The sequence below is a fragment of the Mesorhizobium sp. Root695 genome (assembly GCF_001428185.1).
GTDB lineage: Bacteria > Pseudomonadota > Alphaproteobacteria > Rhizobiales > Rhizobiaceae > Mesorhizobium.
Genome location: NZ_LMHO01000023.1, coordinates 61,472 through 86,339, shown reverse-complemented (window position 1 = coordinate 86,339; position 24,868 = coordinate 61,472). Strand labels below are relative to the sequence as shown.

At 63.1% G+C, this 24,868-nt stretch carries 24 protein-coding genes, 1 tRNA gene and 1 pseudogene; 15 read left to right on the top strand and 11 right to left on the bottom strand.

The annotated features are described in order from the left end of the window. Positions 1-180: 180 nt before the first annotated feature. From msrA to ASD99_RS19395, 3 genes are all read right to left on the bottom strand, one after another. Positions 181-846: a peptide-methionine (S)-S-oxide reductase MsrA gene (gene msrA, locus ASD99_RS19405; protein ID WP_056595061.1), complete on the bottom strand. Its 666-nt coding sequence runs from the start codon at positions 844-846 to the stop codon at positions 181-183. Between the two features lie 37 nt (positions 847-883). Then, positions 884-1,207, bottom strand: coding sequence for a hypothetical protein (locus tag ASD99_RS19400; RefSeq protein ID WP_056595063.1), 324 nt, complete (start codon positions 1,205-1,207; stop codon positions 884-886). Between the two features lie 137 nt (positions 1,208-1,344). Beyond that, on the bottom strand, positions 1,345-2,049 hold the full coding sequence (locus ASD99_RS19395; protein ID WP_056595066.1) for a hypothetical protein: 705 nt from the start codon (positions 2,047-2,049) through the stop codon (positions 1,345-1,347). A 362-nt stretch (positions 2,050-2,411) separates the two neighbouring features. Here ASD99_RS19395 and ASD99_RS19390 point away from each other — a divergent pair. The 3 genes from ASD99_RS19390 to ASD99_RS19385 all read left to right on the top strand — a co-directional run bounded on the left by ASD99_RS19390 (position 2,412) and on the right by ASD99_RS19385 (position 3,977). Then, positions 2,412-2,501 (top strand) — tRNA-Ser (locus tag ASD99_RS19390). Between the two features lie 295 nt (positions 2,502-2,796). Further along, a complete protein-coding gene (locus ASD99_RS33525) occupies positions 2,797-3,093 on the top strand; it encodes a hypothetical protein (protein WP_056595068.1) in 297 nt (98 codons plus the stop codon). Positions 3,094-3,674: 581 nt separating this feature from the next. Next, positions 3,675-3,977 carry a DUF982 domain-containing protein gene (locus ASD99_RS19385; protein ID WP_057144613.1) on the top strand — a complete coding sequence of 101 codons (303 nt, stop codon included), beginning with the start codon at positions 3,675-3,677 and terminating at the stop codon, positions 3,975-3,977. A 270-nt stretch (positions 3,978-4,247) separates the two neighbouring features. On the opposite strand, the gene ASD99_RS19380 is transcribed toward ASD99_RS19385, so the two are convergent. Then, a complete protein-coding gene (locus ASD99_RS19380) occupies positions 4,248-4,745 on the bottom strand; it encodes a ferritin-like domain-containing protein (protein ID WP_056595074.1) in 498 nt (165 codons plus the stop codon). Positions 4,746-5,108: 363 nt separating this feature from the next. Between ASD99_RS19380 and kdpF the strand changes: the two genes are divergently transcribed. The 7 genes from kdpF (at position 5,109) to ASD99_RS19350 (ending at position 13,351) form a co-directional block, all read left to right on the top strand. Then, a complete protein-coding gene (gene kdpF, locus ASD99_RS19375) occupies positions 5,109-5,198 on the top strand; it encodes a K(+)-transporting ATPase subunit F (RefSeq protein WP_015315765.1) in 90 nt (29 codons plus the stop codon). A 20-nt stretch (positions 5,199-5,218) separates the two neighbouring features. Beyond that, entirely contained in the window at positions 5,219-6,922 is a 1,704-nt protein-coding gene (kdpA, locus tag ASD99_RS19370) for a potassium-transporting ATPase subunit KdpA (protein ID WP_057144612.1), read from the top strand. Positions 6,923-6,929: 7 nt separating this feature from the next. Further along, a complete protein-coding gene (locus ASD99_RS32530) occupies positions 6,930-7,145 on the top strand; it encodes a hypothetical protein (RefSeq protein ID WP_082583357.1) in 216 nt (71 codons plus the stop codon). Beyond that, positions 7,142-9,235, top strand: a complete 2,094-nt coding sequence (kdpB, locus tag ASD99_RS19365; RefSeq protein ID WP_057144611.1) for a potassium-transporting ATPase subunit KdpB — start codon at positions 7,142-7,144, stop codon at positions 9,233-9,235. Before ASD99_RS32530 ends, kdpB begins: the two co-directional genes overlap by 4 nt. Positions 9,236-9,308: 73 nt before the next feature. Further along, a complete protein-coding gene (gene kdpC / locus ASD99_RS19360; RefSeq protein WP_056595249.1) occupies positions 9,309-9,872 on the top strand; it encodes a potassium-transporting ATPase subunit KdpC in 564 nt (187 codons plus the stop codon). Positions 9,873-9,929: 57 nt separating this feature from the next. Next, positions 9,930-12,662 carry a sensor histidine kinase gene (locus ASD99_RS19355; protein WP_057144610.1) on the top strand — a complete coding sequence of 911 codons (2,733 nt, stop codon included), beginning with the start codon at positions 9,930-9,932 and terminating at the stop codon, positions 12,660-12,662. After that, positions 12,659-13,351: a response regulator transcription factor gene (locus tag ASD99_RS19350; RefSeq protein ID WP_056595084.1), complete on the top strand. Its 693-nt coding sequence runs from the start codon at positions 12,659-12,661 to the stop codon at positions 13,349-13,351. Before ASD99_RS19355 ends, ASD99_RS19350 begins: the two co-directional genes overlap by 4 nt. Before the next feature lie 12 nt (positions 13,352-13,363). Here the strand turns inward: ASD99_RS19350 and ASD99_RS19345 are convergent, their stop codons facing one another. From ASD99_RS19345 to ASD99_RS19315, 7 genes and pseudogenes are all read right to left on the bottom strand, one after another. Beyond that, complete coding sequence (locus ASD99_RS19345) at positions 13,364-14,800, bottom strand: MFS transporter (protein WP_057144609.1); 1,437 nt, start codon at positions 14,798-14,800, stop codon at positions 13,364-13,366. A gap of 223 nt (positions 14,801-15,023) precedes the next feature. Next, positions 15,024-15,506 carry a DUF992 domain-containing protein gene (locus tag ASD99_RS19340; RefSeq protein ID WP_057144608.1) on the bottom strand — a complete coding sequence of 161 codons (483 nt, stop codon included), beginning with the start codon at positions 15,504-15,506 and terminating at the stop codon, positions 15,024-15,026. 92 nt (positions 15,507-15,598) lie between these two features. Next, positions 15,599-16,075 carry a DUF992 domain-containing protein gene (locus ASD99_RS19335; RefSeq protein WP_056595091.1) on the bottom strand — a complete coding sequence of 159 codons (477 nt, stop codon included), beginning with the start codon at positions 16,073-16,075 and terminating at the stop codon, positions 15,599-15,601. Positions 16,076-16,278: 203 nt separating this feature from the next. Beyond that, positions 16,279-17,121, bottom strand: a complete 843-nt coding sequence (locus ASD99_RS19330; RefSeq protein WP_056595092.1) for a tetratricopeptide repeat protein — start codon at positions 17,119-17,121, stop codon at positions 16,279-16,281. 141 nt (positions 17,122-17,262) lie between these two features. After that, a complete protein-coding gene (rpsU, locus tag ASD99_RS19325) occupies positions 17,263-17,541 on the bottom strand; it encodes a 30S ribosomal protein S21 (RefSeq protein WP_023671138.1) in 279 nt (92 codons plus the stop codon). 208 nt (positions 17,542-17,749) lie between these two features. Beyond that, the gene (locus tag ASD99_RS19320; RefSeq protein WP_057144897.1) at positions 17,750-18,136 is read right to left on the bottom strand and encodes an SET domain-containing protein; all 387 of its coding nucleotides are present in this window, start codon (positions 18,134-18,136) and stop codon (positions 17,750-17,752) included. A gap of 128 nt (positions 18,137-18,264) precedes the next feature. Then, a pseudogene (locus tag ASD99_RS19315) lies at positions 18,265-19,029 on the bottom strand (SDR family oxidoreductase). 248 nt (positions 19,030-19,277) lie between these two features. Between ASD99_RS19315 and ASD99_RS19310 the strand changes: the two are divergent. From ASD99_RS19310 to ASD99_RS19290, 5 genes are read left to right on the top strand one after another with little or no spacing between them, the layout of a single operon-like run. Beyond that, positions 19,278-20,531, top strand: a complete 1,254-nt coding sequence (locus tag ASD99_RS19310) for a sarcosine oxidase subunit beta (protein ID WP_057144896.1) — start codon at positions 19,278-19,280, stop codon at positions 20,529-20,531. After that, positions 20,531-20,953, top strand: a complete 423-nt coding sequence (locus ASD99_RS19305) for a hypothetical protein (RefSeq protein WP_057144607.1) — start codon at positions 20,531-20,533, stop codon at positions 20,951-20,953. Before ASD99_RS19310 ends, ASD99_RS19305 begins: the two co-directional genes overlap by 1 nt. 12 nt (positions 20,954-20,965) lie before the next feature. Then, positions 20,966-21,262, top strand: a complete 297-nt coding sequence (locus ASD99_RS19300; RefSeq protein WP_056595097.1) for a sarcosine oxidase subunit delta — start codon at positions 20,966-20,968, stop codon at positions 21,260-21,262. Beyond that, a complete protein-coding gene (locus ASD99_RS19295) occupies positions 21,259-24,252 on the top strand; it encodes a sarcosine oxidase subunit alpha (RefSeq protein WP_057144606.1) in 2,994 nt (997 codons plus the stop codon). Before ASD99_RS19300 ends, ASD99_RS19295 begins: the two co-directional genes overlap by 4 nt. Further along, positions 24,245-24,829, top strand: coding sequence for a sarcosine oxidase subunit gamma (locus ASD99_RS19290; protein WP_057144605.1), 585 nt, complete (start codon positions 24,245-24,247; stop codon positions 24,827-24,829). The genes ASD99_RS19295 and ASD99_RS19290 overlap by 8 nt, the downstream gene beginning before the upstream one ends. Positions 24,830-24,868: the final 39 nt, after the last annotated feature.

The following is a 24,868-nucleotide window of genomic DNA, read 5'->3' as shown; positions in this document are numbered from 1 at the left end:
CAAAATTCACGCGGAATTTTGGCCTTTTGGAAAAGCCTGGCGCGGGCAAGCCGCGCTGCTCCTTGACCCTAAAGCGCGTCGCGTCGAAATGGAACCATGCGTCGAGCTTTAGGTCCCTGTTTCCATTCATGTCGTTGTCTCAAAACCGGGGCCACATTTTGAGCGACATGGATCAGGGCTTCAGGCGGAGGCGGCAGTCGGGATGGCGCAAGCCACTCCGGTGCCTTTGAGGCTGCAAGTGCCGTAAGGATTCTTGGCCAGATATTGCTGGTGATCGCCTTCGGCAAAGTAGAATTCGGGCGCCGGGGCGATCTCGGTGGTGATCCTGCCGTGGCCGGCAGCGCGCAGCGAGGCCTCATAGGCATCGCGCGAGGCGCCCGCCGCCCGCAATTGCGCATCACCTGATGTGTAGATCGCGGAGCGGTAGGTGGTGCCGACATCATTGCCCTGGCGCATGCCTTGCGTCGGGTCGTGGCTTTCCCAGAACAGCTTCAGAAGCGCGGCATAGGAGACGATCTTGGGATCGTGGACGACCAACACCACTTCGGCATGGCCGGTAAGGCCGGTGCAGGTCTCCTGATAGGTCGGATTGGGCGTGATGCCGCCGGCGTAGCCGACCGCTGTGACCCAGACACCTTCGATCTGCCAGAACAGCCGCTCAGCACCCCAGAAGCAGCCGAGCCCGAACATCGCCGTCTCCTGCCCCTCGGGATAGGGACCCTTGAGCGGTCTTTTCAAGACCTTGTGCCTGGGTGCGGTGGGGATCGCCCGTGCGCGGCCCGGCAGCGCCTCGGACGGCTTCGGCAGATTGAGTTTCTTGTTCAGCATGTCGCTGAGAAAGAACATGCGCGGCTTTCCTCTCTGGGGGAACGCAAGAAGCGGGTCATCTGGCCGCGAACTGTCCCGTGCGTCGTTGCCGCCTGTAGCCGATCGCATAGAGCAGGAAGGCCAGTACGGCAAAAACTGCGAAGCCGGGCTGGTTGAGCACCCAGGCGATGGCGCCGTCCCAAAGCAGCGGACCGGCCTTGGCGCGAACGAAGGTCTCGAAGGCGGCCCGCGTGTCGGGCGACACGGCCAGCCAGCTGGTGTTGAGCGGGGTCAGCACCAGCACTGATGCCGCCACGGTGCGTGTAGCGTCGAGCACCGCCATGATGACGGAGATCGACAGCGCGACCATTGCGGCAAGACGGAAGACGAAGCGAAACATTAGAGACCTTCCTCCGGCCTTTCCTCAAGCTCCTCCCGAGGGCCTTCCGGCACGTTTCGAAACGACAGATAGAATGCGCATGCCTGGTGCGCAATCGCCATACGCGAATTTGAAGCCTATGCTTTCTCTGGTCGACCCTATGCCACCGGCTTGCGTTTGCGCCGTTGGACGCGCCAGACGGCGAAAATGCCGCCGCCGATGGCACCGATCACAAGCCCGGCCAAGCCAATGAAGACGGCGAAATAGCCGCAGGCGCCTTCGAAGCAGCTCATGTCGCTGGCGTCGGCAATGATCGAGCCGGCGACGAAGCCGGCGAGGGCGCCAATGACCGCGCCAAGGATGATGCCGAGCAGGGCGGCGACGATCGACACGAAGACCGGCGGCTCTTCGGTTCCCGGCTTGGCATAGACGGCCCCGGCTTCGGAACCGCGGCGTATAAGATAGATGCAGAGAACCCCGATGGCGATTTCCGCAACGGTGATGGTAAGCGCCTTGCCTGAAAAGACGACATCGGAAATCGTTAGCACATAGGCCTGCCGCGCCAGCAGCCAGACGATGGTGGCGATCTGCCAGATGGTGAACTGGCGCGGGAAGCGCGCCGAGCGGCCAAAGGCGAGGCCGAGCAGATAGAGCCCCCATAGAATGGTGATGATGTCGACGGCGAGCCCGCCATAGATGAGATAGAAAACCCTGTCAGGCAGGCTGTAGTCCCACACCAGGCGCCAAGTGGATATCAGGCCGTAGACCGACCATGCCATGACGAAGACGAGCCAGCCCGGCGGCACGAAGGACAGCCCGCTGTCCGGCCGCCTGACCGGCGTCTGCCCATTGCTCGATGTCATGTCCGCACGATGCCCCCGCAAAGCCTTGTCACTCGACAGGCGGCTCTGGGGGAAGTCAAGGGCGGCCGGCCTCGCGGTCGGGGCTGTGCACACCATTGCGGTCGCGGCGCTGCAAAAACGGGCACGCCGGCGGCCTTGCGAAACACAGTGTGGCCGGCAAAGCGAATAGACTGCCGTTATGGCTTGGCATTCGCCGTCGGATCGACTAGATGAGCCCCGCGCCTGTTGCTTTGACGGCTCAGGTGTGGGGGAAAGGCGTTTGCTGGTTGGCGACGCCGATGGCGGAAATTTCGCCTTGCCCCAAGGGAGGTGCATCTCCCCCAACCCGCGCGGCGAAACCGGCCGACGCGACATGCATGGACGGAGAGGTGGCCGAGTGGTTGAAGGCGCACGCCTGGAAAGTGTGTTTACGGGAGACCGTAACGCGGGTTCGAATCCCGCTCTCTCCGCCACTTCTTAGTGAAATCAATTGATTAGCTCTTATTTTCGGGGGGCATATCCTTGGCGAAACATGAAGACCCGCACGAGGCGGGATTCTGTTTCGCCACGTTAGCAACGATCAGGCTGGCAGCAGCACATTGTCTGGCACCATTCTGTCTGGCCCACGTCTTTTCGGGTCGATCGCGCGCTGGCGTACATTTCTCGGCTTGCTTGCGCGAATAGGCCCAAGAAAGTTTTATTCGTATTTTAACTAATGAAGCTCATCATAATAGATGGTGTTGTATCGACTCGCGGGGGCAGAGTGGAATGACTGACCTGGATGACGAAGATGACGTCTCAAAACCCAGCCCATCCAAACGCTGGCGAACAATAGCTCTGAAGACAGTACAGTTTGTCCCATCTGTTATTTCGATAGGGTGTGCCGTCACGGTTGGCTATTTTGCCTATATGGCCGCTAACCAAAAACCGCCCGCCGATATAGCGGCACTGGCAGTGTCGATCCTCAAGTCCAGCGATGCGTCCCCGGAAATGCGGGAATGGGCCGCGGACGCCATAGGAATACAGAACGATATTGGCATGCCGGCCAGATCCATTCGGCAATGAAACTGTGGTACGCGCAGATCGCCAAGTGCAACCGGGCATCCGACGCAAGGCCCCAGACGCATTTCCCCGGGCCGCATAAACGGACCAGCGCGAGAACGGCCCACGGCACCAACGGGTGACAAATAAAAAGCGACGCCAGCCCTCTGTTAGGTGCGGTCGTCTACCGATCTGGTGGCCTTACTGCGGCACGCAAGTGGAAGGTGTGCAGTCGGCGGTGACGGCGGACAATCTCTCCCGCTTTACCAGAATTGGCTTTTCGTAGGTCTTTCTCATCCGAAATCCCCCTGGCTCAGACCACGTCAGAATTCATCGCCGGCGGCCTACTTGTCAAGTAACGGCTAAATCCTAGGCGCCAGCCTCGCGCAGAATTGCAGACTCAACCGTACCCACGGCCATGGCTGGCGGACCGGACACACGATGCAAGCCTTCGAAGCAACCGCTTCGACAGCAGCCGGGCACATCCAAAAGAACGTTCACGCCCAGCTTGGAACCCCCTGCCTCGTTGCGCGTTTCTTGGCGTCCCGTTCGCGGACCCGCCCGGATATTTCTCCAAGCGCGGGATAAACTCAGGAGCCCCCTTCATGCACGACAAGCTGTTTCATTCACCGGTCGCATTGACCGTCGGCCTCGGCTTCAAGCGTGAGATAACCTCACTGGCCGAAATGCACGATTTTCTGACCGACTGGACGACCTCCCGCCGCGGCCCGCTTTACCGCAATGCGGTCAAGGCATGTGAGCTCGCCATTCGGGGCTATGTGACCATCGAGCAGGCACGCCGGGCGCTGCTCGAATTTGCGCAAGCCACCGGCATCCTGTGGCCGGACCTCGAGCCGGTCGCGGGCGTGCACGCCGTTGCGCGCGGTTATGGCGGGTACGCTGCCTGAGGATTGATGCGACCTTCCATCACGGTGGCCTAAGCTACACCAGCCCCCCTCAGAAAGTCCGGCTTGGCCCTCCCCAGCCGGGCTTTCACTTTTCCAGCGATCCAGGAGACCGCCATCTCGCAGCCGAGGCTGACGACGTTGCGCCCCGCTGGCAATCAACTTGTGTCGAACCTATGTGCGTCGCCGAGTTCGATCCGACCTATCTCAGCAACGATGTGGGAGCCGCGCCAGATCGTTTAGACGCAGCCCACCGATCATTCTTTTACGAATCTACGCGGCTTCCGCCGCGACGTTAACGGCCGACTCCGCGAGCTGCGTCAGTGCTTCGTCGGTGGCCTTTTCCTCCTTCAGCGTTGCTTCAAGCAGCGTCACCGCCTCATTCAGGCCGAGTTCGCCGGCCCAGGTCCTCAGCGTGCCATAACGCGAGATCTCGTAGTGTTCGACCGCTTGAGCGGCAGCCAGCAGGCCGGCGTCAAGCGCGGGAGATCCCTTGTACTCCTCCATGATCTCGGCGCCTTCGTCGGTGATGCCCATGATGGCCGCACAGGTCTTGCCGGCCGGCTTCTTGCCGATGACACCGAAGACTTTCTCCAGCCTCGCGACATGTCCTTCGGTCTCGGTGCGGTGCTTTTCGAAGGCGGCTTTCAGGTCGGCACTTTGCGCGGCCTTGGCCATTTTCGGCAACGTCGCCAATATCTTCTTTTCGGCGAAATAGATGTCTTTCAGCGTGTCGTGAAACAGGTCGTCGAGCATTTTCTGCTTTGCCATTGTCGTCTCCTTTAGTGCGTGGGCCCTCAAGTCGACAATCTCCCGTCCGGGGAATCGTTCCGCCCGCTTCGAACGGAAATCTTTATAAAATTCCTATTTCTTTCCACTGCGCCCCGTCTCGAACCTTTATGACGGCCCGGTCTATATTCCACCTTGAGCAGGCGCCGGACGCTGTGAGAGATCGAAGTGGCGCGCCGTTTTCACGTAATTGCCAGCCTGCGAACAGCAGGCGCAACGTAGAAAAATGTAAGCAAGGAACAAGCATAATGGACGTCATTGTTCTCGGGATCGGGGCTTTGTTTTTCGCCCTGTTCTTCGCCTATGTCAAAGCCTGCGACAGAATTTGAGCTAGAGGATCGGACCATGCTAGTCGATTACATCCTCGGTGGTGGCGTGACGTTGTTTCTGCTCGCCTACCTGACCTACGCGCTCATTCGTCCAGAACGCTTCTGAAGGCACGGAAAGCCACAGCCATGACAACAAACGGTTGGATACAAATCCTGGTTTATTGCGGGATCATCATTTTGCTGGTGAAGCCACTCGGCGGCTACATGCACCGCGTCTTCAACGGCGACCGCACACTGCTTTCGCCAATCTTCGGCCCGCTCGAGCGCGGACTCTATCGTATTTGCGGAACCAGCGAGCGCGAGGAACAGCACTGGGCGACCTACGCGGTCGCGATGCTGTTGTTCAACCTTGCCGGCTTCCTGGTGCTCTATGTCCTGCAGCGCCTGCAGGGAAGCCTGCCTTACAATCCGGCCGGCATGACCGCGGTTGAACCAGGACTGGCCTTCAACACCGCCGCCAGCTTCATGACCAACACCAACTGGCAGAATTATGGTGGCGAAAGCACGATGTCCTATCTCGTGCAGATGGCCGGCCTGACGGTGCAGAATTTCGTTTCGGCGGCCACGGGTATCGCGATAGCCATCGCGCTGATCCGCGGCTTTGCCCGGGCATCGGGCAAGTCGATCGGCAATTTCTGGGTCGATATGACCCGTTCCACACTCTATCTGCTGTTGCCGTTCTGCGTCGTGCTGACGCTGGTCTATGTCTGGCTCGGCATGCCGCAGACGCTCGGCGCCTATGTCAACGCCACGACGCTCGAGGGCGCGCAGCAGACCATCGCCGTCGGTCCTGTCGCTTCGCAGGTGGCCATCAAGATGCTCGGCACCAATGGCGGCGGCTTCTTCAACGCCAATGCCGCGCACCCCTTCGAGAATCCCGACGCGATCTCCAACCTGATCCAGATGGTGTCGATCTTCGCCATCGGCGCCGCCTTGACCAACGTCTTCGGGCGCATGATCGGCAACCAGCGCCAGGGCTGGGCGATCCTGTCGGCCATGGGCGTCATGTTCATCGCCGGTGTCGCCATCTGCTACTGGGCGGAAGCCACCGGCAATCCGCTGGTACACGCGCTGGGCATCGAGGGCGGCAATATGGAAGGCAAGGAGAGCCGCTTCGGCATAGCTCTGTCGGCGCTGTTTGCCGTCATTACCACTGCCGCTTCCTGCGGCGCCGTCAATGCCATGCACGGTTCGTTCACCGCGCTCGGCGGCATGATCCCGATCATCAACATGCAGCTTGGCGAAGTTATCGTCGGCGGTGTCGGCGCCGGCCTCTACGGCATCCTGATGTACATCGTCGTCGCCGTCTTCGTCGCCGGTCTGATGGTTGGCCGCACGCCCGAATATCTCGGCAAGAAGATCGAGGCCAAGGAGGTCAAGATGGCGATGCTGGCCATCCTGTGCCTGCCGCTGGCGATGCTGATCTTCACGGCCATCGCGGTGGTTCTGCCGACCGGCGTGGCGTCGATGGGCAATGCCGGCCCGCACGGCTTCTCGGAGGTCCTCTATGCCTATACGTCGGGTGCTGCGAACAATGGTTCAGCCTTCGGCGGCCTCACCGGCAACACGCCCTGGTACAACATCACCATCGGCATCGGCATGCTGATGGGCCGCTTCCTGGTCATCATCCCGGCGCTGGCCATTGCCGGCTCGCTGGTGGCGAAGAAGACGGTTCCAGCTTCCGCGGGCACCTTCCCGACCGATGGCCCGCTGTTCGTCGGGCTGCTGGTCGGCGTCATCCTCATCGTCGGCGGTCTGACCTTCTTCCCGGCGCTCGCCGTCGGGCCGATCATCGAGCACCTGGCGATGATTCACGGGCAGACCTTCTGAGGCCGCCATGTCCTGGTTCAACACCATGCGTCGCAAGACTAGCCACAATGGCGATCACGGAAAGGAGGAGAGACCTCCTCCTTTCCCAACCCTGTCGACGTTCCTCGGTCTTGCGGCAGTCATGCTCGTCCTCTGGTTGCTGGCCTACGGGCCGCCACACTTCTTTTTGGCATCCGATCGCTCGGTGCCATCCAACAGCACCGAAGCCGGAGTTTCAAAATGAGCCATTCAAAATCAGCGAGCATCATGGATGCTAGCATCTTGTGGCCCGCCATCGGCGGGGCCTTCAGGAAGCTGAACCCGCGCACCCTGATCAGGAACCCGGTCATGTTCGTCGTCGCCGTTGTCTCGGCGCTGACGACTGTCCTGTTCGTCAAGGATCTGATCACCGGCGGCGGCGATTTCAAATTCACGCTGCAGATCATCATCTGGCTGTGGTTCACCGTGCTGTTCGCCAACTTCGCCGAAGCTGTCGCTGAAGGGCGCGGCAAGGCGCAGGCCGACTCGCTGCGCAAGGCACGCACCGAGACCCAGGCCAAGCTGCTGGCCGGCGAGGACCGCGCCAAGTTCAAGTTCGTGCCCGGCACCAGCCTGAAGGTCGGTGACGTCGTCCTTGTCGAAGCCGGAGATATCATCCCGTCGGACGGCGAAGTGATCGAAGGCGTCGCCTCGGTCAACGAGGCGGCGATCACCGGTGAATCGGCACCCGTCATCCGCGAATCCGGCGGCGACCGCTCGGCGGTCACCGGCGGCACGCAGGTGCTGTCCGACTGGATCCGCGTGCGCATCACGGCGGCATCGGGCCATACCTTCCTCGACCGCATGATCTCGCTGGTCGAAGGAGCCGAGCGCCAGAAGACGCCGAACGAGATCGCGCTCAACATCCTGCTCGTCGGCATGACGCTGATCTTCGTTCTGACGACGGCGACAATCCCGAGCTTTGCCTCCTATTCGGGCGGCTATATCTCGGTGACCGTGCTAGTCGCCCTGTTCGTGACCCTGATCCCGACGACGATCGGTGCGCTGCTGTCGGCCATCGGCATCGCCGGCATGGACCGGCTGGTGCGCTTCAATGTGCTGGCGATGTCGGGTCGCGCCGTGGAAGCCGCAGGCGACGTCGACACACTGCTGCTCGACAAGACCGGCACGATCACGCTCGGCAATCGCCAGGCGACCGAGTTTCGCCCGGTCAAGGGTGTCACCGAGCAGGAACTGGCCGACGCCGCCCAGCTTGCCTCGCTGGCCGACGAAACGCCGGAAGGCCGTTCGATCGTCGTGCTGGCCAAGGAGAAATACGCCATCCGCGCCCGCGACATGGCAACGCTGCACGCGACTTTCGTTCCCTTCACCGCGCAGACCCGCATGAGCGGCGTCGACATCGACGGCTCGTCGGTGCGCAAGGGCGCCGTCGATTCCGTGCTTGCCCTTGTCAACCAGTCAACAACCGCCTCTCATGGCACGCGCCCAAGCAGCGAAGCCGTCCGCGACCTCCAGACCATCGCCGACGAGATCGGCAAGTCCGGCGGCACGCCGCTGGCGGTCGAACGCGACGGCCGTCTGCTCGGCGTCATCCACCTCAAGGACATCGTCAAGGGCGGTATCAGCGAACGCTTCACCGAACTGCGCCGCATGGGCATCCGCACGGTGATGATCACCGGCGACAATCCGATGACGGCGGCGGCGATCGCGGCGGAAGCCGGCGTCGATGACTTCCTCGCCCAAGCGACGCCCGAGGACAAGCTGAAGCTGATCCGCGACGAACAGGCCAAGGGCAAGCTGGTCGCCATGTGCGGCGACGGCACCAACGATGCACCGGCCCTTGCCCAGGCCGACGTCGGCGTCGCCATGAACACCGGCACGGTCGCTGCGCGCGAGGCCGGCAACATGATCGATCTCGACAGCGATCCGACCAAGCTCATCGAGATCGTCGAGATCGGCAAGGCGCTGCTGATGACGCGCGGCTCCCTGACGACCTTCTCGATCGCCAACGACGTGGCCAAGTATTTCGCCATCATTCCGGCGATGTTCGCCGTCTTCTACGTCGCTCCGGGACAAACGACCGGCCCGTTGCAGGCGCTCAACATCATGCATCTGGCAACGCCGCAGAGCGCCATCCTGTCGGCTATAATCTTCAACGCGCTGATCATCATCGCGCTGATCCCTCTGTCACTGAAAGGCGTCAAATACCGCGCCATCGGCGCCGGCGCGCTGCTCCGCCGCAACCTGCTCGTCTATGGCCTCGGCGGCATCATCGTGCCTTTCGTCGGCATCAAGGCGATCGACATGATCGTCACTGCCCTCGGCCTCGCTTAACTTTTTGTTTTAACGCAATTCCGGACGGAAAACCGCTCCACACATTTCCTGGAATTGCTCTGAGGATATGTCCATGCTTACCCAGATAAGACCCGCGATCATCATGATCGTCTTCTTCACGGTGCTGACCGGCCTGATCTATCCGATCGGCATGACCGGCATCGCCCAGGCGCTGTTCCCGCGTCAGGCCAATGGCAGCCTGATCGAGAAGGATGGCAAGGTCATCGGCTCCGAACTGATCGGCCAGGGCTTTGCCAGCGACCGTTATTTCCACGGCCGCCCCTCGGCAGCCGGCGACGGCTACAACGCCGCCGCCTCGAGCGGCAGCAACCTCGGCCCGACCAATCCCAAGCTGATCGACCGCATCAAGGGCGACGCGGAAAAGTTGAAAGCGGAAAACCCGAACCAGCCTGTTCCGATGGACTTGGTGACGACGTCCGGCAGCGGCCTTGATCCCGATATCAGCCCGGAAGCGGCCTATTTCCAGGTCGCCCGGGTGGCCAAGGCCAGGGGTATCGACGAAGCCAAGGTCAAGGCGCTTGTCGACAGCCAGGTCGAGGGCAGGGAGCTCGGCTTCATGGGCGAGCCGGTGGTCAATGTGCTCGGCCTCAACCTTGCGCTGGACGCCGCGAAATAGTGAATGGTGGGGTCCGGGGATCGACAGTATCCCCGGCGCCATCCATGATCGATCCCGATGCCGGACGACAGAAGCAACGAGACCAGACCCTCTCCCGACGCACTGCTTGATCATGCCGAGCGGGAGGCGCGAGGCCGTCTGCGGATATTCCTGGGTGCCGCCCCTGGCGTCGGCAAGACCTACGAGATGCTGATGTCGGGCCGCGCCAGGCTGGCCGACGGCGTGGATGTGGTGATCGGCGTCGTCGAGACGCATGGCCGCAAGGAAACGCTGGCCCTGGTCGAGGGGTACGAGGTCATTCCCCGCCGCAAGGTCGACTACAAGGGGCGCATCCTCGACGAGATGGATATCGATGCCATCCTTGCCCGGCGCCCGGCGCTGGTTCTCGTCGACGAGCTCGCCCACACCAACGCGCCAGGCAGCCGACACCCCAAGCGCTATCTCGACGTCCAGGAAATCCTGACGCAAGGCATCGACGTCTATACGACGCTCAACATCCAGCATGTCGAAAGCCTTAACGACGTCGTCGCCCAGATCACCAAGGTCAGGGTCCGCGAGACCGTTCCCGATTCCATCATCGACCAGGCCGACGATGTCGAGATCATCGATCTCACCCCCGACGACCTGATCAAGCGGCTCGAGGAAGGCAAGGTCTATTTCCCCAACACCGCCCAGCGCGCGATCGAGAACTATTTCTCGCCGGGCAATCTGACGGCGCTCAGGGAGCTGGCGCTGCGCCGCACCGCGCAGCGCGTCGACGACCAGTTGCTGATCCATATGCAGGCGCACGCCATTCCCGGACCGTGGGCAGCCGGGGAAAGGGTTCTCGTCTGCCTCGACGCGCGTCCGGGAGGAGCGGCCCGCGTGCGCTATGCACGCAGGCTGGCTGACCGGCTGCGTGCTCCGTGGACGGCGCTGCACGTCGATAGCACCCGCTCGGCCAGCATGCCCGAGGAGGACAAGGACCGGCTGGCGACGAACCTGCGCCTTGCCCAACAGCTTGGTGCCGAGGTGACGACCATTCCGGGTCAGAATGTGGCTCAGGACATCGTGCGTTATGCGACGGCGAACAATTTTACCCATATCGTGGTCGGCAGGCCGAGCCGATCGCGTTGGCGCGAATTGATCGAAGGCTCGCTCACCTATGATCTCATCCGCAATGCCGGCGACATCAGCGTCCATGTCATTTCGGGAACCGAACGCAACAGCGAAGCGGCGTCGAGGAGTGTCAGGACGGCGGACGAGCAGTGGCAGTTCCAAATCTGGCCTTATCTCCAGGCCACGGCCTATCTCATGGGCTCTCTCGCCTTCGCCGTCCTTCTCGATCAGTTTCTCGACGTTCGCAATCTCGCGATCATCTTTCTCATCGCGGTGCTGGCATCGGCGGTGACCAGCGGGCTCTGGCCGGCTCTGTATGCCTGTTTCGTCAGTGCCCTTGCATTCAACTATTTCTTCCTGGAGCCGCGCTACACGCTCACCATCCGGGATCCGGAGAGCATTGTCGCGCTTGGCGTGTTCCTCGTCGTCGCGGTGATTGCCAGCAATCTGACGGCGCGTGTGCAGCGCCAGGCAGTCGCCGCCCGCTCACGGGCGCGGGCCACGGAGGACATCTACCTTTTTTCAAAGAAGCTCGCCGGCGCCGGCACGCTCGACGACGTCCTTTGGGCCACCGCTTTCCAGATCGCTTCGATGCTGAAGGTGCGTGTGGTGCTGCTTTTACCGGAAGACGGAACGATCACCGTCAAGGCCGGCTATCCGCCCGACGATACGTTGGCTGAAGCCGACATCGCCGCCGCCCGCTGGGCCTGGGAGCACAACCGCGCCGCAGGGCGCGGCGCCGACACGCTTCCCGGCGCCAAGCGCCTCTATCTGCCCTTGCGGACAGGGCGCACGGCAATCGGCGTCGTCGGTCTCGACAATGACAAGCAGGGACCGTTGCTGACGCCCGAGCAGCAGCGCCTGCTCGATGCGCTAGCCGACCAGGCAGCGGTCGCCATCGAGCGTATTCAGCTGGTCGCCGACGTCGACCGCGCCAAGCTCGCGGCCGAGGCGGACCGGCTGCGCTCGGCGCTGCTCACCTCCATCTCGCATGATTTGAAGACGCCACTCGCCGCCATCATGGGCGCCGCCGGCACGCTGCGGGAATTCGCCCCGGCACTTCCCGAACGGGACCGGGCAGAGCTGCTGACGACCGTGCTCGACGAATCCGAGCGATTGAACCGCTTCATCGCCAATCTGCTCGACATGACCAAGATCGAGTCCGGCGCAATGGAGCCGAACTACGCCTTCCACTATGTCGGCGACATCGTCGGCTCTGCCCTGCAGAGAGCCAGGAAAATCATTGCCGAGCATAAGACCGAGACAGACATCCCCTCGGATTTGCCTATGTTGAAGGTCGACCCCGTTCTGTTCGAGCAGGCGCTGTTCAATCTCCTCGACAATGCGGCGAAATACGCGCCGGCCGGTTCGACGATCCGCGTGCAGGGTTGGACCGACAACGGCTCGGTCATCCTGCAGATCATGGATGAAGGGCCGGGCATCGCCCCTGGCGATCTGGAACGGATTTTCGACACTTTCTACCGGGTGCGCAAGCGCGATCAGGTCCGTGCCGGCACCGGGCTTGGGCTGTCGATCTGCCGCGGCTTCATCGAGGCGATGGGTGGCACGATCACGGCGGCAAACCGGACCGACCGTTCGGGCGCGGTCTTCACCATCAAGATGCCCAAGCCGGCAAACCCGCCTAAACTCGCCTCGAATACGGACGACGACGATGTGGGTCACTTGGCATGACAAACTCGAACGTCAGGATACTCGTTGTCGATGACGAGCCGCCGATCCGCAAGCTGCTTCGCGTCGGGCTCGGCAGCCAGGGCTACGCGATCAGCGAGGCGCCGAACGCCAGGGTGGCGATCGAACTGATGGAGGCGGAGAAGCCGGATCTCGTCCTGCTCGACCTTGGCCTGCCCGGCATGAGCGGCCATGAGCTGCTGCGCAAATGGCGCGACGACGGCCTCGACATTCCGGTGGTCATTCTGTCCAGCCGCACCGATGAGGCCGGCATCGTCCAGGCTCTGGAACTCGGCGCCGACGATTATGTCACCAAACCATTCGGCATGAACGAACTGGTCGCGCGCATCCGCGTGGCGCTGCGGCACAAATTCCAGCAACAGGGCGAGAAGCCCATTTTCCAGACCGGCGACCTGTCCGTCGATCTGGTCAAACGCATCGTCAAGGTCGAGGGCAAGGACGTAAAGCTCTCGCCGAAGGAGTACGATATCCTGCGCATTCTCGTGCAGCACGCCGGCAAGGTGCTGACGCACCATTTCCTTCTGAAGCAGGTCTGGGGCGATTCGACCGATGTGCAGTATCTCAGGGTCTATGTCCGGCAGCTCAGGCAGAAGATCGAGAAGAGCCCCGACCAGCCGCGTTACATTACCACCGAGACCGGCGTAGGCTATCGCCTGCGCGAGGTCGAGTGAGCGGGCCAGGTTTTAGCCGATAGCTTCCCGCGGCTGGCCAAGGGGCATGGATACTCGCAAGGCCGCCAGGCAGCCGACGATGCCGAGCGGCACGAAGGCAAGAAACAACCAGGACGCCACATTCGCCGCCGCGTCGTGGTTCAAACCTTGCGAAAAGCCGCTGGCATTGGCGACGATGCCGGCAAGGGCGGCACCTACGGCATAGCCGATGCGCTGCATGGTTGGCACCGCCGCCGAGGCGATGGTCTGCTCGCCCTCTGGGGCGGAGGCGACGATGACGCGCGTCAGGAACGGCCAGGCGATGCCGAAGCCGCCGCCTTGCAACAAGGCGCAGATCAGGATCAGCGGGATGGAGCCTAGGGGTATCGTGTAGGCAAAGCCGGCGATGCCGGCCGCGATCATCATCGCGCCGCCAACGATGATCAGCCGCTCGCGCTGCGGCGGCGCGTTGGCGACGAGGATCGACAGGATCGACCAGGCGATCGATTCGGCGGCGATGATGTAGCCGGTGGTCAGCAGCGGAACGTCGTGCAGGCTGGTCAGCAGCAGCGGCCCGTAGACGCCGAAGGAACAGGTCGCCACCGAAAAGGCGGCAACCATGGTCATGCCGGCGCCGACCGGCGTGCGCCATGAGAACAGCCGCGCCGGGAACAGTCGCGAGCGCGGCTTCAGCGCGTCGATGTAAAAGAACAACACCAGGCCGATGAGGCCGAGGACCATCAGCAGCGAGGAACGCAGCAAGGCGATGTCGACGCCGGCCGAGGCGATCAGCACCACGGCGACGGCAAGGCAGCCAAGGGCCGCGAGTGGGAAGGGCGGCGCCTTGCCCGTGCTCGTCCTGGGTTTCGTCGCCTCCGGCGTGTCGAGCACGATGAAGCTTGCCAGCGCCATGGCAGCGCCACCGAAAGTGAAGATGCCAAAGGCCCAGCGCCATGACAACAGCTCGGTCATGAGCGCGCCGAGCAATGGTCCGCTGAATGCGGCGACGCCCCAGATCGCCGACATGATGCCGAAGAGCTGCGGCCAGATGGCGCGCGAGAACAGCCGCTCGACAGAGACGAAGGCCAGCGACACCAGCGCCCCGCCGCCAAGCCCCTCGATCAGGCGGCCGGCAAGGAACAATTGCATCGAAGGGGAGGTGGCGCAGATCAGTGCTCCGGCTGCGTAAAGCAGCGCGGCGACCACCATGTTGGTGCGTAGGGGAACATAGCTCACCAGCCGCCCGGCGGCTGCGCCGGCAACGATGGCGCCAAGTTCATAGATCGCCAGCGACCAGCCGACGAGTTGGACGCCGGCCAGTTCGCCGACCATGGCCGGCATCACCGTCGCGACCATCGTTTCGTTGGTGGCATGCAGCAGGATGCCGAGGCTGATGAAGCAGAAACGCGCCAGGTCGCCGCTTGCCCACAATGCGCGCCAGTCGACCCTGTTTGTGCTGATTTCGGTCATTTCCACCCCTGCCTTGCATATCTCGACACCAGCGCAGGGCGCCAGAAGCCAGTACGGGTTTCCGGCAGGACCATGCGAATCGACAGCGCCGGATAGCGCGCCGCATCGAGGCGTTGTTGCGTTCGGGGCAGGCTTGTAAAACCTCAACCGCGATTGAGCTCAAGCGGTTTCTTGAGGATCGTTCGGGCGGCCGTCTTTTCGATCGGCGGCCTTTGTTGCACCATCAGTTCTCGGTACTGCGCAACTGGAACTGGCTGACGCCGATCGCGAGGTTCATGCCGGTCTGCGTCTGCAGGCTGAGTGGCTGCAAGGTGAAGGCCTGCGAAGAGCCGCCGACCAGCAGATTGGCGCCGGCGCCGACGGCCGCCGTCACCTCCGCGCTGGCGCCGATATAGTCTCCGGCCAGCGCACCCGGTGCATAGATGTTCTTCAGCGGCGTCAGCACGATCCATTGCATGACCGTCTGCTTCGTCGTGCCGATGTCGAGGCCGTATTTGCTGACCGCGCCGAAATAGGCTTCCGGCGCGAAGCTCTTGTCGGCAGGGTTGAAGGTGCAGCTCAAATCCTTGCTCGAGCCGAAAATGAAGCCGGTGCCGCCGCCGATGGCGCAATCGAGCGTGCCGAGCTCTATGCCCTGGTCCTGCGCTTGCGCCGTGCCGGCAAGCACAGTGGCGATCACGGCAGCGGCAATGGCTGTCTTAGGCATGGCGGTCCCCCTCAAAATCAAACGGCGCGGAACCATCCTATCTGGTTCCGCGCCGCAGGGTGAGGGGTCATGGAGCGCATGGCTCCATGCAATCACTTGAACGAGTGGATCAGCTGGAGCGAGGTCACAGCCACGGCAAGGTTGACGCCGGTTTGCGCCTGGACGCTGAGCGGTTCTAGCATGAAGGCGCTGTCCAGGCCACCAACCAGCAGATTGGCGCCGCCGCCGGTCACGACGCTGGCCTCGGCGTTGACGCCGTAATAGCTGCCGGCGAGATCGCCCCCGTCACGATCGCGGGTCGCGGCCAGGACGGCCCAGACCAGCTGGCCCTGATGCGTTTGGCCGACATCGAGGCCGATCTTGGAGATGACGCCCGTGTAGCTTTCCGACGGTCCGTGATGGTGGGGGCGGAAGGTGCAGGACACGCCCTTGTTGGAGGCGACGATGTAGGCGGTGCCGCCGTCGATGGTGCAGTCGAGCGTGCCGAGCTGCAGCTTGCCCGCGCTGGCCGGGGCAACGGCGAAGACCGTCGTGGCGAGGGCGGCGGCGCAAGCGAGTTTCTTGATCATGGGAGGGTCCTTTCGCAAATCACTTCTTAACAACGGATTGGGTGGGCAGACCGTTCCGCTGAAAACTTGGCACGATCAAGGCAGGAGCCAACAGCTTGCTGCCGGGGTTAATGCGCGGTTGCCGGATTGACGAGGTGAATTGCCCCGCGCGGCCTTTCGGACGCTGAGGCGCCTGATGCGCACGTAACCCGCTGAAGTCGATGTCAGCTGACGCGGGCGAGGCCGTCCTTGGCCGGCTGGTAGGTCGGGTCGAGGCGAACGGCTTCCTTATAGGATTTCGCTGCCTTGGCCTTGTCGCCGCGCCGCTCGTAGATCAGCGCCTGATTGGCCCAGGCCTCGGCATTCCTGCCGTCGAGCTTGATCGCCATGTTGAAGTCGGAGAAGGCATTGTCTTCGTCGTTGGTCGCCAGATAGGAGAGACCGCGGCCGTTGTAAGGTTCGGCGGCGTCCGGCGCCAGCGAGATGGCCGTCGAAAAGTCCTCGATGGCGAATTTGTGCTGGCCCTGGCTCTGATAGATCAGGCCACGATTGTGGTAGGCGCGCGCGTCGGTCGTGTCGAGCTGGATCGCCTTCTGGAAGTCGTTGAAGGCGTCCTGCGTGCGACCCGCCTTGCGGTAGAGATTGCCACGGCCGATGTAGGCGGCGTCATAATTGCCGTTGATCTGGATCGAACGGTTGTAGTCCTCAAGTGCGGCGGTCTGATTGCCGAGGAAGCGCTGGATGAGTGCGCGGTTCGAATAGGCCTGGAAGAAATTCGGGTTGAGCTGGATCGCCTGGTTGAAATCCTTGAGCGCCGCCTGGTATTGGCCGCCGCGGCCATAGGCCGAGCCGCGCACATTGTAGCCTTCGGGATCCTGGGGATTGCGCTGGATGACCGCCGACAGCGAGGAGATGTTCTCGCTCGACCCTTGCGCCTTGTCGATGTTGTTGAATTCACCGGTCGGGCCGGCCGTTTGGCAACCGGCAAGCGCCAGTCCGGAGAGCAGAGCCGCTGTCAGGGCGAAACCACGCAATGCGGTCCCGCGCTCCACGCTTGTTGCGTTCATGTCTGCCCTGTCCTCACTTCAAGCCGCGTCGCTCAGGTCCGGTTCCCCCCTCCGGGCCGGGTCACAATCAAAACAAAAAGGTGGCGGCGATTCCGCATCGCGCCACCTCTGATATCCTTCGAAAAGGACGAAAAATTGGCGTTAGAACCGCGGCGGACGCGGAGCGCCACCAGGACCACCGGCGGCGCCGGCAGCAACCGGGCGCGGCGTCATCGGCAGTAGGCCTTCGCGCTGGGCGCGCTTGCGGGCCAGTTTGCGGGCGCGGCGGACGGCTTCAGCCTTCTCACGGGCGCGCTTCTCGGACGGCTTCTCGTAGTGACCGCGCATCTTCATTTCGCGGAAAATGCCTTCGCGCTGCATCTTCTTCTTGAGAGCGCGAAGCGCCTGATCAACGTTATTGTCGCGGACGAGTACCTGCACGGGCAATCCTGTCTTTCGGGTTTGATATCAACAGGCAAGCGGCCATAGCCACTAGCCTCCGCGGCGGTTTACACCACGAATTGGGGCGGCTGATAGCAGAAACATGCCGCGCTGTCCACAGCCGAAATGAACTTGGAGGGCCAACCGTAGCAGGTTTGCCCCAAGATCAAGATCAAGATCAAGATCAAGATCAAGATCAAGGGGCCGACTACGCCGTGGCAAGGTGAAGCCGCTCGAAATCCTCGAAGAACTCGCCGTAGTCGCAGGTGATCTCCTCGCCCTCGGCGATGTCGCGGGTCGCGGTGGCCCCGCCATACTGCGAAAAATCCGTGTTTGGATTGCCGGCATGATTCATGAAGCGCCCATTGTCGACTTCATAGACCATGAAACCCGGCCGGTCCGGACTCGGATAGGCATAGCGGTCGAGCAGTTCCCTGAGATGCGAGGGCGCTGCCTCGTATCTGTCCATCGAGATCAGCCGGTCGAAATCGGGATCGAGCCGCCAGATCGAAGCACCTTTCCTGATCGGCTCGGCGGCGAACACGCCAACGCCCTCGATCGCGCTCGCAGCCACATAGGTTCTGATCAGCATCATGTTTGCAGGACCGGTTTTGACAAGATGACCCGTTTCGACAGCAAACGGCATCGCCAAATCGCGGCGAAAAAGCAAGACCGGCCGTCTGCCTGCCGGCTATGAACATGCCCGTTCGCCGTGAAAATCCATCACGTCCGGTTGATCGACACGCCGCCATCGGCCAGCAGTGCCGTTCCTGTGGTGAAGCTCGAGGCGTCGGAAGCGAGGTAGAGCGCCGAACGGGCGATCTCCTCGGGCGCAGCGACACGCTTCAATGCATGCAGACCTTCGACGAAGGCCCGCGTCCCGGAGTCTTGAAGGTTGCTGCCGGCGTGTCGGTGCCGCCGGGCAGCAGCGCGTTGACCCGTACGCCTTTCGGGTCGTATTCGGCGGCAAGCACCTGCGTCAACCCGATCAGGCCTGCCTTGCTTGCGGCATAGCTGGTCATGCCGGGCATGCCGATGGTGTGGCCGACGAAGGTGGAGGTGAAGATCAGCGAACCGCCGCCGCGCTCGATCATCGCCGGCACCTGGTATTTCGCGCCGACAAACGCGCTGGTGAGATTGGTGTCGAGCGTCTCGCGCCAGCCTTCCAGCGACAGTTCCGAAATCGTCCCATCTGGCCGACGGCGCCGGCATTGTTGAAGGCGACGTCGAGTCCACCGAACCCTTCGACCGCCAGATCGACAAGGGCCTTTGCATAGGCTTCTCCCTGACATCGCCGGCAAGGGCGACCGCCGTGCCATCGGCGTCCGCGATTTCGGCGACAAGCGCATCGAGCTCAGTCTGCCGGCGGGCGGCGACGACGACCTTGGCGCCTTCCCCGGCAAAGAGTTTGGCGGTGGCGCGGCCGATGCCGGAGCTGGCGCCGGTGACGATGGCGACCTTGTTGGCGAGTGCAAACTTTTTCTGCATCCTTGGTATTTGCGCTGGCTTCACCGGCAGTTGGGGTGCTTGGTCGCGGATCGAGGCAAGACGAGCCACCCGATACCCGCCAAGATGCTGGAAAGCACCGAGGCGCCGGATACGTCTTTTTCGTCGCGGCGCAAAACGGCAAGCGCCGTCGCAAACAGCGCAAGGGTGGAAGCCTGGTTTCGCTAGTGATACACCTCGCGCGCCGGGACCGAATGAATGCCCGGCCGCTATTCGCGAGGCTCGAGACGTTGAAGAAATATTCGGTATTCGCCATCGCCCGCGAGGCCATGCGCGGCCACAAGGGCTGGGAGGAACAATGGTCCTCGCCGGAGCCCAGGAAAGAATACGACGTCATCATCGTCGGCGCCGGCGGCCATGGCCTGGCCACCGCATACTATCTCGCCACGGTGCACGGCATCACCAATGTCGCGGTGCTGGAAAAGGGCTGGCTTGGCGGTGGCAACACCGGCCGCAACACCACCATCATCCGCTCCAACTACCTCTATGACGAGAGTGCCGGCATCTACGACCACGCGCTGAAGCTGTGGGATGGGCTCAGCCAGGAGCTCAACTACAACGTCATGTATTCGGCGCGCGGCGTCATGATGCTCGCCCACAATGTGCACGACGTGCAGGTGCTGAAGCGCCACGTCCACGCCAACCGGCTGAACGGCATCGACAATGAATGGCTGTCGCCGGAGCAGGCAAAGGAATTCTGCCCGCCGCTCAACACATCCAAAGACGCGCGCTATCCGGTCGTCGGTGCGGCGTTGCAGCGTCGCGGCGGCACGGCGCGCCACGATGCGGTCGCCTGGGGCTATGCGCGCGGGGCCTCGGCGCGCGGCGTCCACATCATCCAGAATTGCGAGGTCACCGGCGTCAAGCGGGCCGCCAATGGTGCCGTCATGGGCGTCGACACGACGCGCGGCTTCATCGGTGCCAAGAAGGTCGGTGTTGTTGCCGCCGGCCATTCCTCAGTCATCATGAACATGGCCGGCGTGCGGATGCCGCTGGAGAGCTATCCGCTGCAGGCGCTGGTGTCGGAGCCGGTCAAGCCGGTGGTTCCCTGCGTGGTGATGTCGAACACGGTGCACGCCTATATCTCGCAGTCCGACAAGGGCGAGTTGGTGATCGGCGCCGGCACCGACCAGTATGTTTCCTATTCGCAGACCGGCGGCCTGCACATATTGCAGCATACGCTTGACGCCATCTGCGAGATGTTTCCGATCTTCACGCGCATGAAGATGCTGCGCTCGTGGGGCGGCATCGTTGATGTCACGCCCGACCGCTCGCCGATCCTGGCCAAGACGCCGGTGCCCGGCCTCTATGTCAATTGCGGCTGGGGCACGGGCGGTTTCAAGGCGACTCCGGGCTCGGGCCATGTCTTTGCCCACACGATCGCCAAAGACGATCCGCATCCGATCAACGCGCCTTTCACCATCGAGCGCTTCCGCACCGGCCGGCTCATCGACGAGGCGGCGGCGGCGGCGGTGGCGCACTGATGATGGCGCAGATGGCTGTCGCGATGCCGCTGATGCTGGCGGGGGAACAGGACATGTTCCATTTTCCGTCGGCGGACGAAGTGCGCACGCAGCCGATCAGCCGCGCGGGCAACGAGGCGGGCTGGCCGTTTTCGGTCGACGAGGGCACGCTGGCTTGCGTGTGGAGCGGCGGTCAGAGGGTGGTAATGTTCTTCGAGGGACGACCCGAAGGGCTCGACGAAGACGAGACATTCCAGCCGCGTCAAGTCATCGTCACGACCGATCCGATGCAGCTCACCCTCGGCAACATGGCGTCCCGCGATCTGTTTCGTCCCGCCGCAAGCGTGGAAGAGCGCATCCGGCTCGTCGCGCCGTTCGCGACGCTGGGACAGAAGCTTTGCGACCAACCTGCCGGCGCCCGCGTCGGCCACGGCGAATTGTAGGAACGAACCAAAATGCTTCTCATCCGCTGCCCCTATTGCGAGGAAGAGCGCCCGGAGCTCGAGTTCCGCAACGCCGGCGAGGCGCATATCGCGCGCTCGGTCAACATCGCTGGCGAGACCGACGACGATTTCGAGAAGTTCTTCTTCATCCGCTCGAATCCCAAGGGCATCATTTATGAGCGCTGGCGGCACATGCATGGTTGCGCGCGCTTCTTCAACGCCGTGCGCGACACCGTCACCGACAAGTTCGTCATGACCTACAAGGCCGGCGAGCCGAAGCCGTCGAAGCTCCCGGGAGTTGCCAAATGAGCGGCGCGTTCCGCATTCCCGGCGCTGGCCGCTTCAAGCAGGCAAAGACCGCCCGGTTTAGCTTCGATGGCCAGTCCTATGCCGGTATCGAGGGCGACACACTGGCCTCGGCGCTGCTTGCCAATGGCGTCCATCTCGTCGGCCGCTCGTTCAAGTACCACCGTCCGCGCGGCATCCTGTCGGCGGGCGCCGAGGAGCCGAACGCGCTGGTCGAGATCAAGCGCGACGCGGCGCGCAAGACGCCGAACGTGCGGGCCACTGTGCAGGAACTCTATGACGGGCTTGACGCGCAGTCGCAGAACCGCTGGCCGTCGCTGTCCTTCGACGTCGGTGCGGTCAACGACATCGCCTCGCCGCTGTTTTCGGCCGGCTTCTACTACAAGACCTTCATGTGGCCGAAAGCGGCGTGGAAGAGCCTTTATGAGCCGAAGATCCGCGCCGCGGCTGGCCTTGGCGTTTCCCCTGACCAGCCGGATCCCGATCATTATTCATCGCGCTATGCGCATTGTGACGTGCTGGTGCTGGGTGGCGGTGCGGCGGGCATCGCGGCAGCATTGGCGGCGGCGGAAACGGGCATGCGCGTCATCCTCGCCGACGAGCAGGCCGAGTTCGGCGGCAGCCTGCGTTTCGAGACCGGTGCGAAGATCGACGGCCAGGACGGTTTTGCCTGGGCTCAAGGTGCGATTGCGAAGCTGAGCGCGATGGACAATGTCCGCGTGCTCTCGCGCACGACGGCGTTCGGCTACTACGCGCAGAATTTCGTCGGGCTAGTCGAGCGTGTCAGCGATCATTTGAAGACCCCCGGCCACGATCTGGCGCGCGAGCGGCTTTGGCAGATCAGGGCCAAGCGCGTGGTGCTGGCTTCCGGCGCCATCGAGAGGCACATGGTGTTCGCCGACAACGACCGGCCGGGCATCATGCTGGCGGGTGCGGCGCGCACCTATCTCAACCACTATGGCGTCGCGGTCGGCAAAAATGTCGGCGTCTACACCGCCAATGATTCCGCTTACGCGGCGGCGATCGACCTCAAGAAGGCCGGCGTCAATGTGGCGGCGATCATCGATTTGCGCGACAATCCGACGGGCCCGGTGATCGACGAGGCGAGGGCGCTTGGCATTGAGGTCAATTTCGGCCGCGCGGTGATCCGCGCCGGCGGCAAATTGCGCGTTTCCTCGATGACGGTACAGCCGAAGAATGGCGGCGGCGAACGCACCATCCCGGTCGATGCGATCCTGATGTCGGCCGGCTGGACGCCGTCGGTGCATCTGTTCTCGCAGTCGCGCGGCAAGGTCGCCTTCAACGACGAGACCAAGCGCTTCGTGCCGGGCACTTATGCGCAAGACTGCGTCTCGGTCGGCGCCTGCAACGGCACCGACGGGCTGTCTGCGACGGTGGACGAGGCCTATGCCGCGGGCGCCAAGGCGGCCAAGGATGCGGGTGCGAAAACCGCCAAGGGTACAAAGCCGAAGGTCGATGCCTCGGAGAGCTGGTCGCGCGGCATGCTGGGTGCGGCTCCCGGCGCCGGACCGGACACAACGGTGAAAGCCTTCGTCGATTTCCAGAACGACGTCACCGCCAAGGATATCCGCCAGGCGGTGCACGAGGGCATGCGCTCGATCGAGCATGTCAAGCGCTTCACCACCAACGGCATGGCGACCGACCAGGGCAAGACGTCCAACATGCACGGCCTGGCGATTGCCGCCGAGACGCTGGGCAAACCGATCCCGGAAGTTGGCCTGACCACGTTCCGGGCGCCCTATACGCCGGTGACCTTCGGCGCGATCGTCAGCCATGCGCGCGGTCCGCTGTTCGACCCGACACGCAGAACCGCGATCCATCCCTGGGCCGAGGCGCAAGGGGCTGTTTTCGAGGATGTCGGCCAGTGGAAGCGCGCCTGGTATTTCCCAAAGGCTGGCGAGGATATGCATGCCGCGGTAGACCGCGAATGCGTCGCGGTGCGCAAGACGGCGGGTCTGTTCGATGCCTCGACGCTGGGCAAGATCGAGGTGGTCGGGCCGGACGCGGCAAAATTCATGGAGCTGCTCTACACCAATCCGTGGGAGAAGCTGGAGCCCGGCCGCTGCCGCTACGGCATCATGCTGCGCGAAGATGGTTTCATCTATGATGACGGCGTCGTCGGCAGGCTGGCGCCGGACCGTTTCCATGTGACGACGACGACCGGGGGCGCGCCGCGCGTCATGAACCATATGGAGGATTATCTCCAGACCGAGTTCCCGCATCTCAATGTCTGGCTGACCTCGATCACCGAGCAGTGGGCGGTCATCGCCGTGCAGGGCCCGAAGTCGCGCGACATCATCGCGCCGCTGGTCGAAGGCATCGACATGTCGGACGAGGCGCTGCCGCATATGTCGGTGCGCGAAGGCAAGATCTGCGGCGTGCCGACCAGGCTGTTCCGCATGTCGTTCACCGGCGAGCGCGGCTTCGAGGTCAACGTGCCTGCCGACTATGGCCAGGCCGTCTGGGAAGCGCTGTGGGCGCAGGGCCAGAAGCATGGCGCTGCCGCCTACGGCACCGAGGCCATGCACGTGCTGCGCGCCGAAAAGGGCTACATCATCGTCGGCCAGGACACCGATGGCACGGTGACGCCGAACGATGCCGGTCTCGACTGGGCGGTCGGCAAGAAGAAGGCTGATTTCGTCGGTATCAGGGGGATGGCGCGGCCGGATCTGGTCGCCAAGGGCCGCAAGCAGCTGGTCGGTCTCAAGACCAAGGATCCCAAGGTGGTGCTGGAAGAAGGCGCGCAGATCGTCGAGGATCCGAAGCAGTCGATCCCTATGAAGATGATCGGCCATGTCACCTCGAGCTACTGGTCGGAAAATTGCGGCCGCTCGATCGCGCTGGCGCTGGTCGCCGGCGGCCGCGATCGCATGGGCGACACGCTCTACGTGCCGATGCCGAACGGAGTGATCGAAGTGGAGGTTGCTGGCATGGAGTTCTTCGACGAGACGGGAGGGCGCCTCAATGGCTAAGGCCGCTGCAAGGAAGACGGCTCCGGCTGCATCGCCTTCGGTCGAACGCCGTCCGGCGCTGGCTGGGTGCAGCACCGCCGCGACCGGCGTTAAGGTCGAGGTGCTGCCGCCGGCCGAGCGCATGTCATTGCGTGCGCCGGAGGCCTCGACTGCCGCCCTTTCCAAAGCGCTCGGCGTGACCTTGCCGAACAAGCCGAAAACGTCTGCCGCGAAGGGCGGGCGCACCGCCTTGTGGCTCGGCCCTGACGAATGGCTTGTTATCGACGAGGCCGGCAATGATCCGCTCGCCGATTGCGCCAAAGTGACGTCGCTGCATTCGGCGGTCGGCATCTCGCATCGCAACATCGCGATATCCGTGACGGGCGCCGGTGCAGCGGCAACGATCAATGCGGGCTGCCCACAGGATCTGTCGCTCGACGCCTTCCCGGTGGGCGCGGCGTCGCGCACCATCCTGGGCAAGACCGAGATCGTGCTGTTGCGCACGGCAGTGGACGCCTTCCGGGTTGAGTGCTGGCGTTCCTTCTCGGACTATGTCTTTACTTTCCTGTCCGAGGGATCGCGGGACGCAGCGGTCTGAACTCGGAACGTTTTGCAGGGCACGCTCGTTCTGCATCCG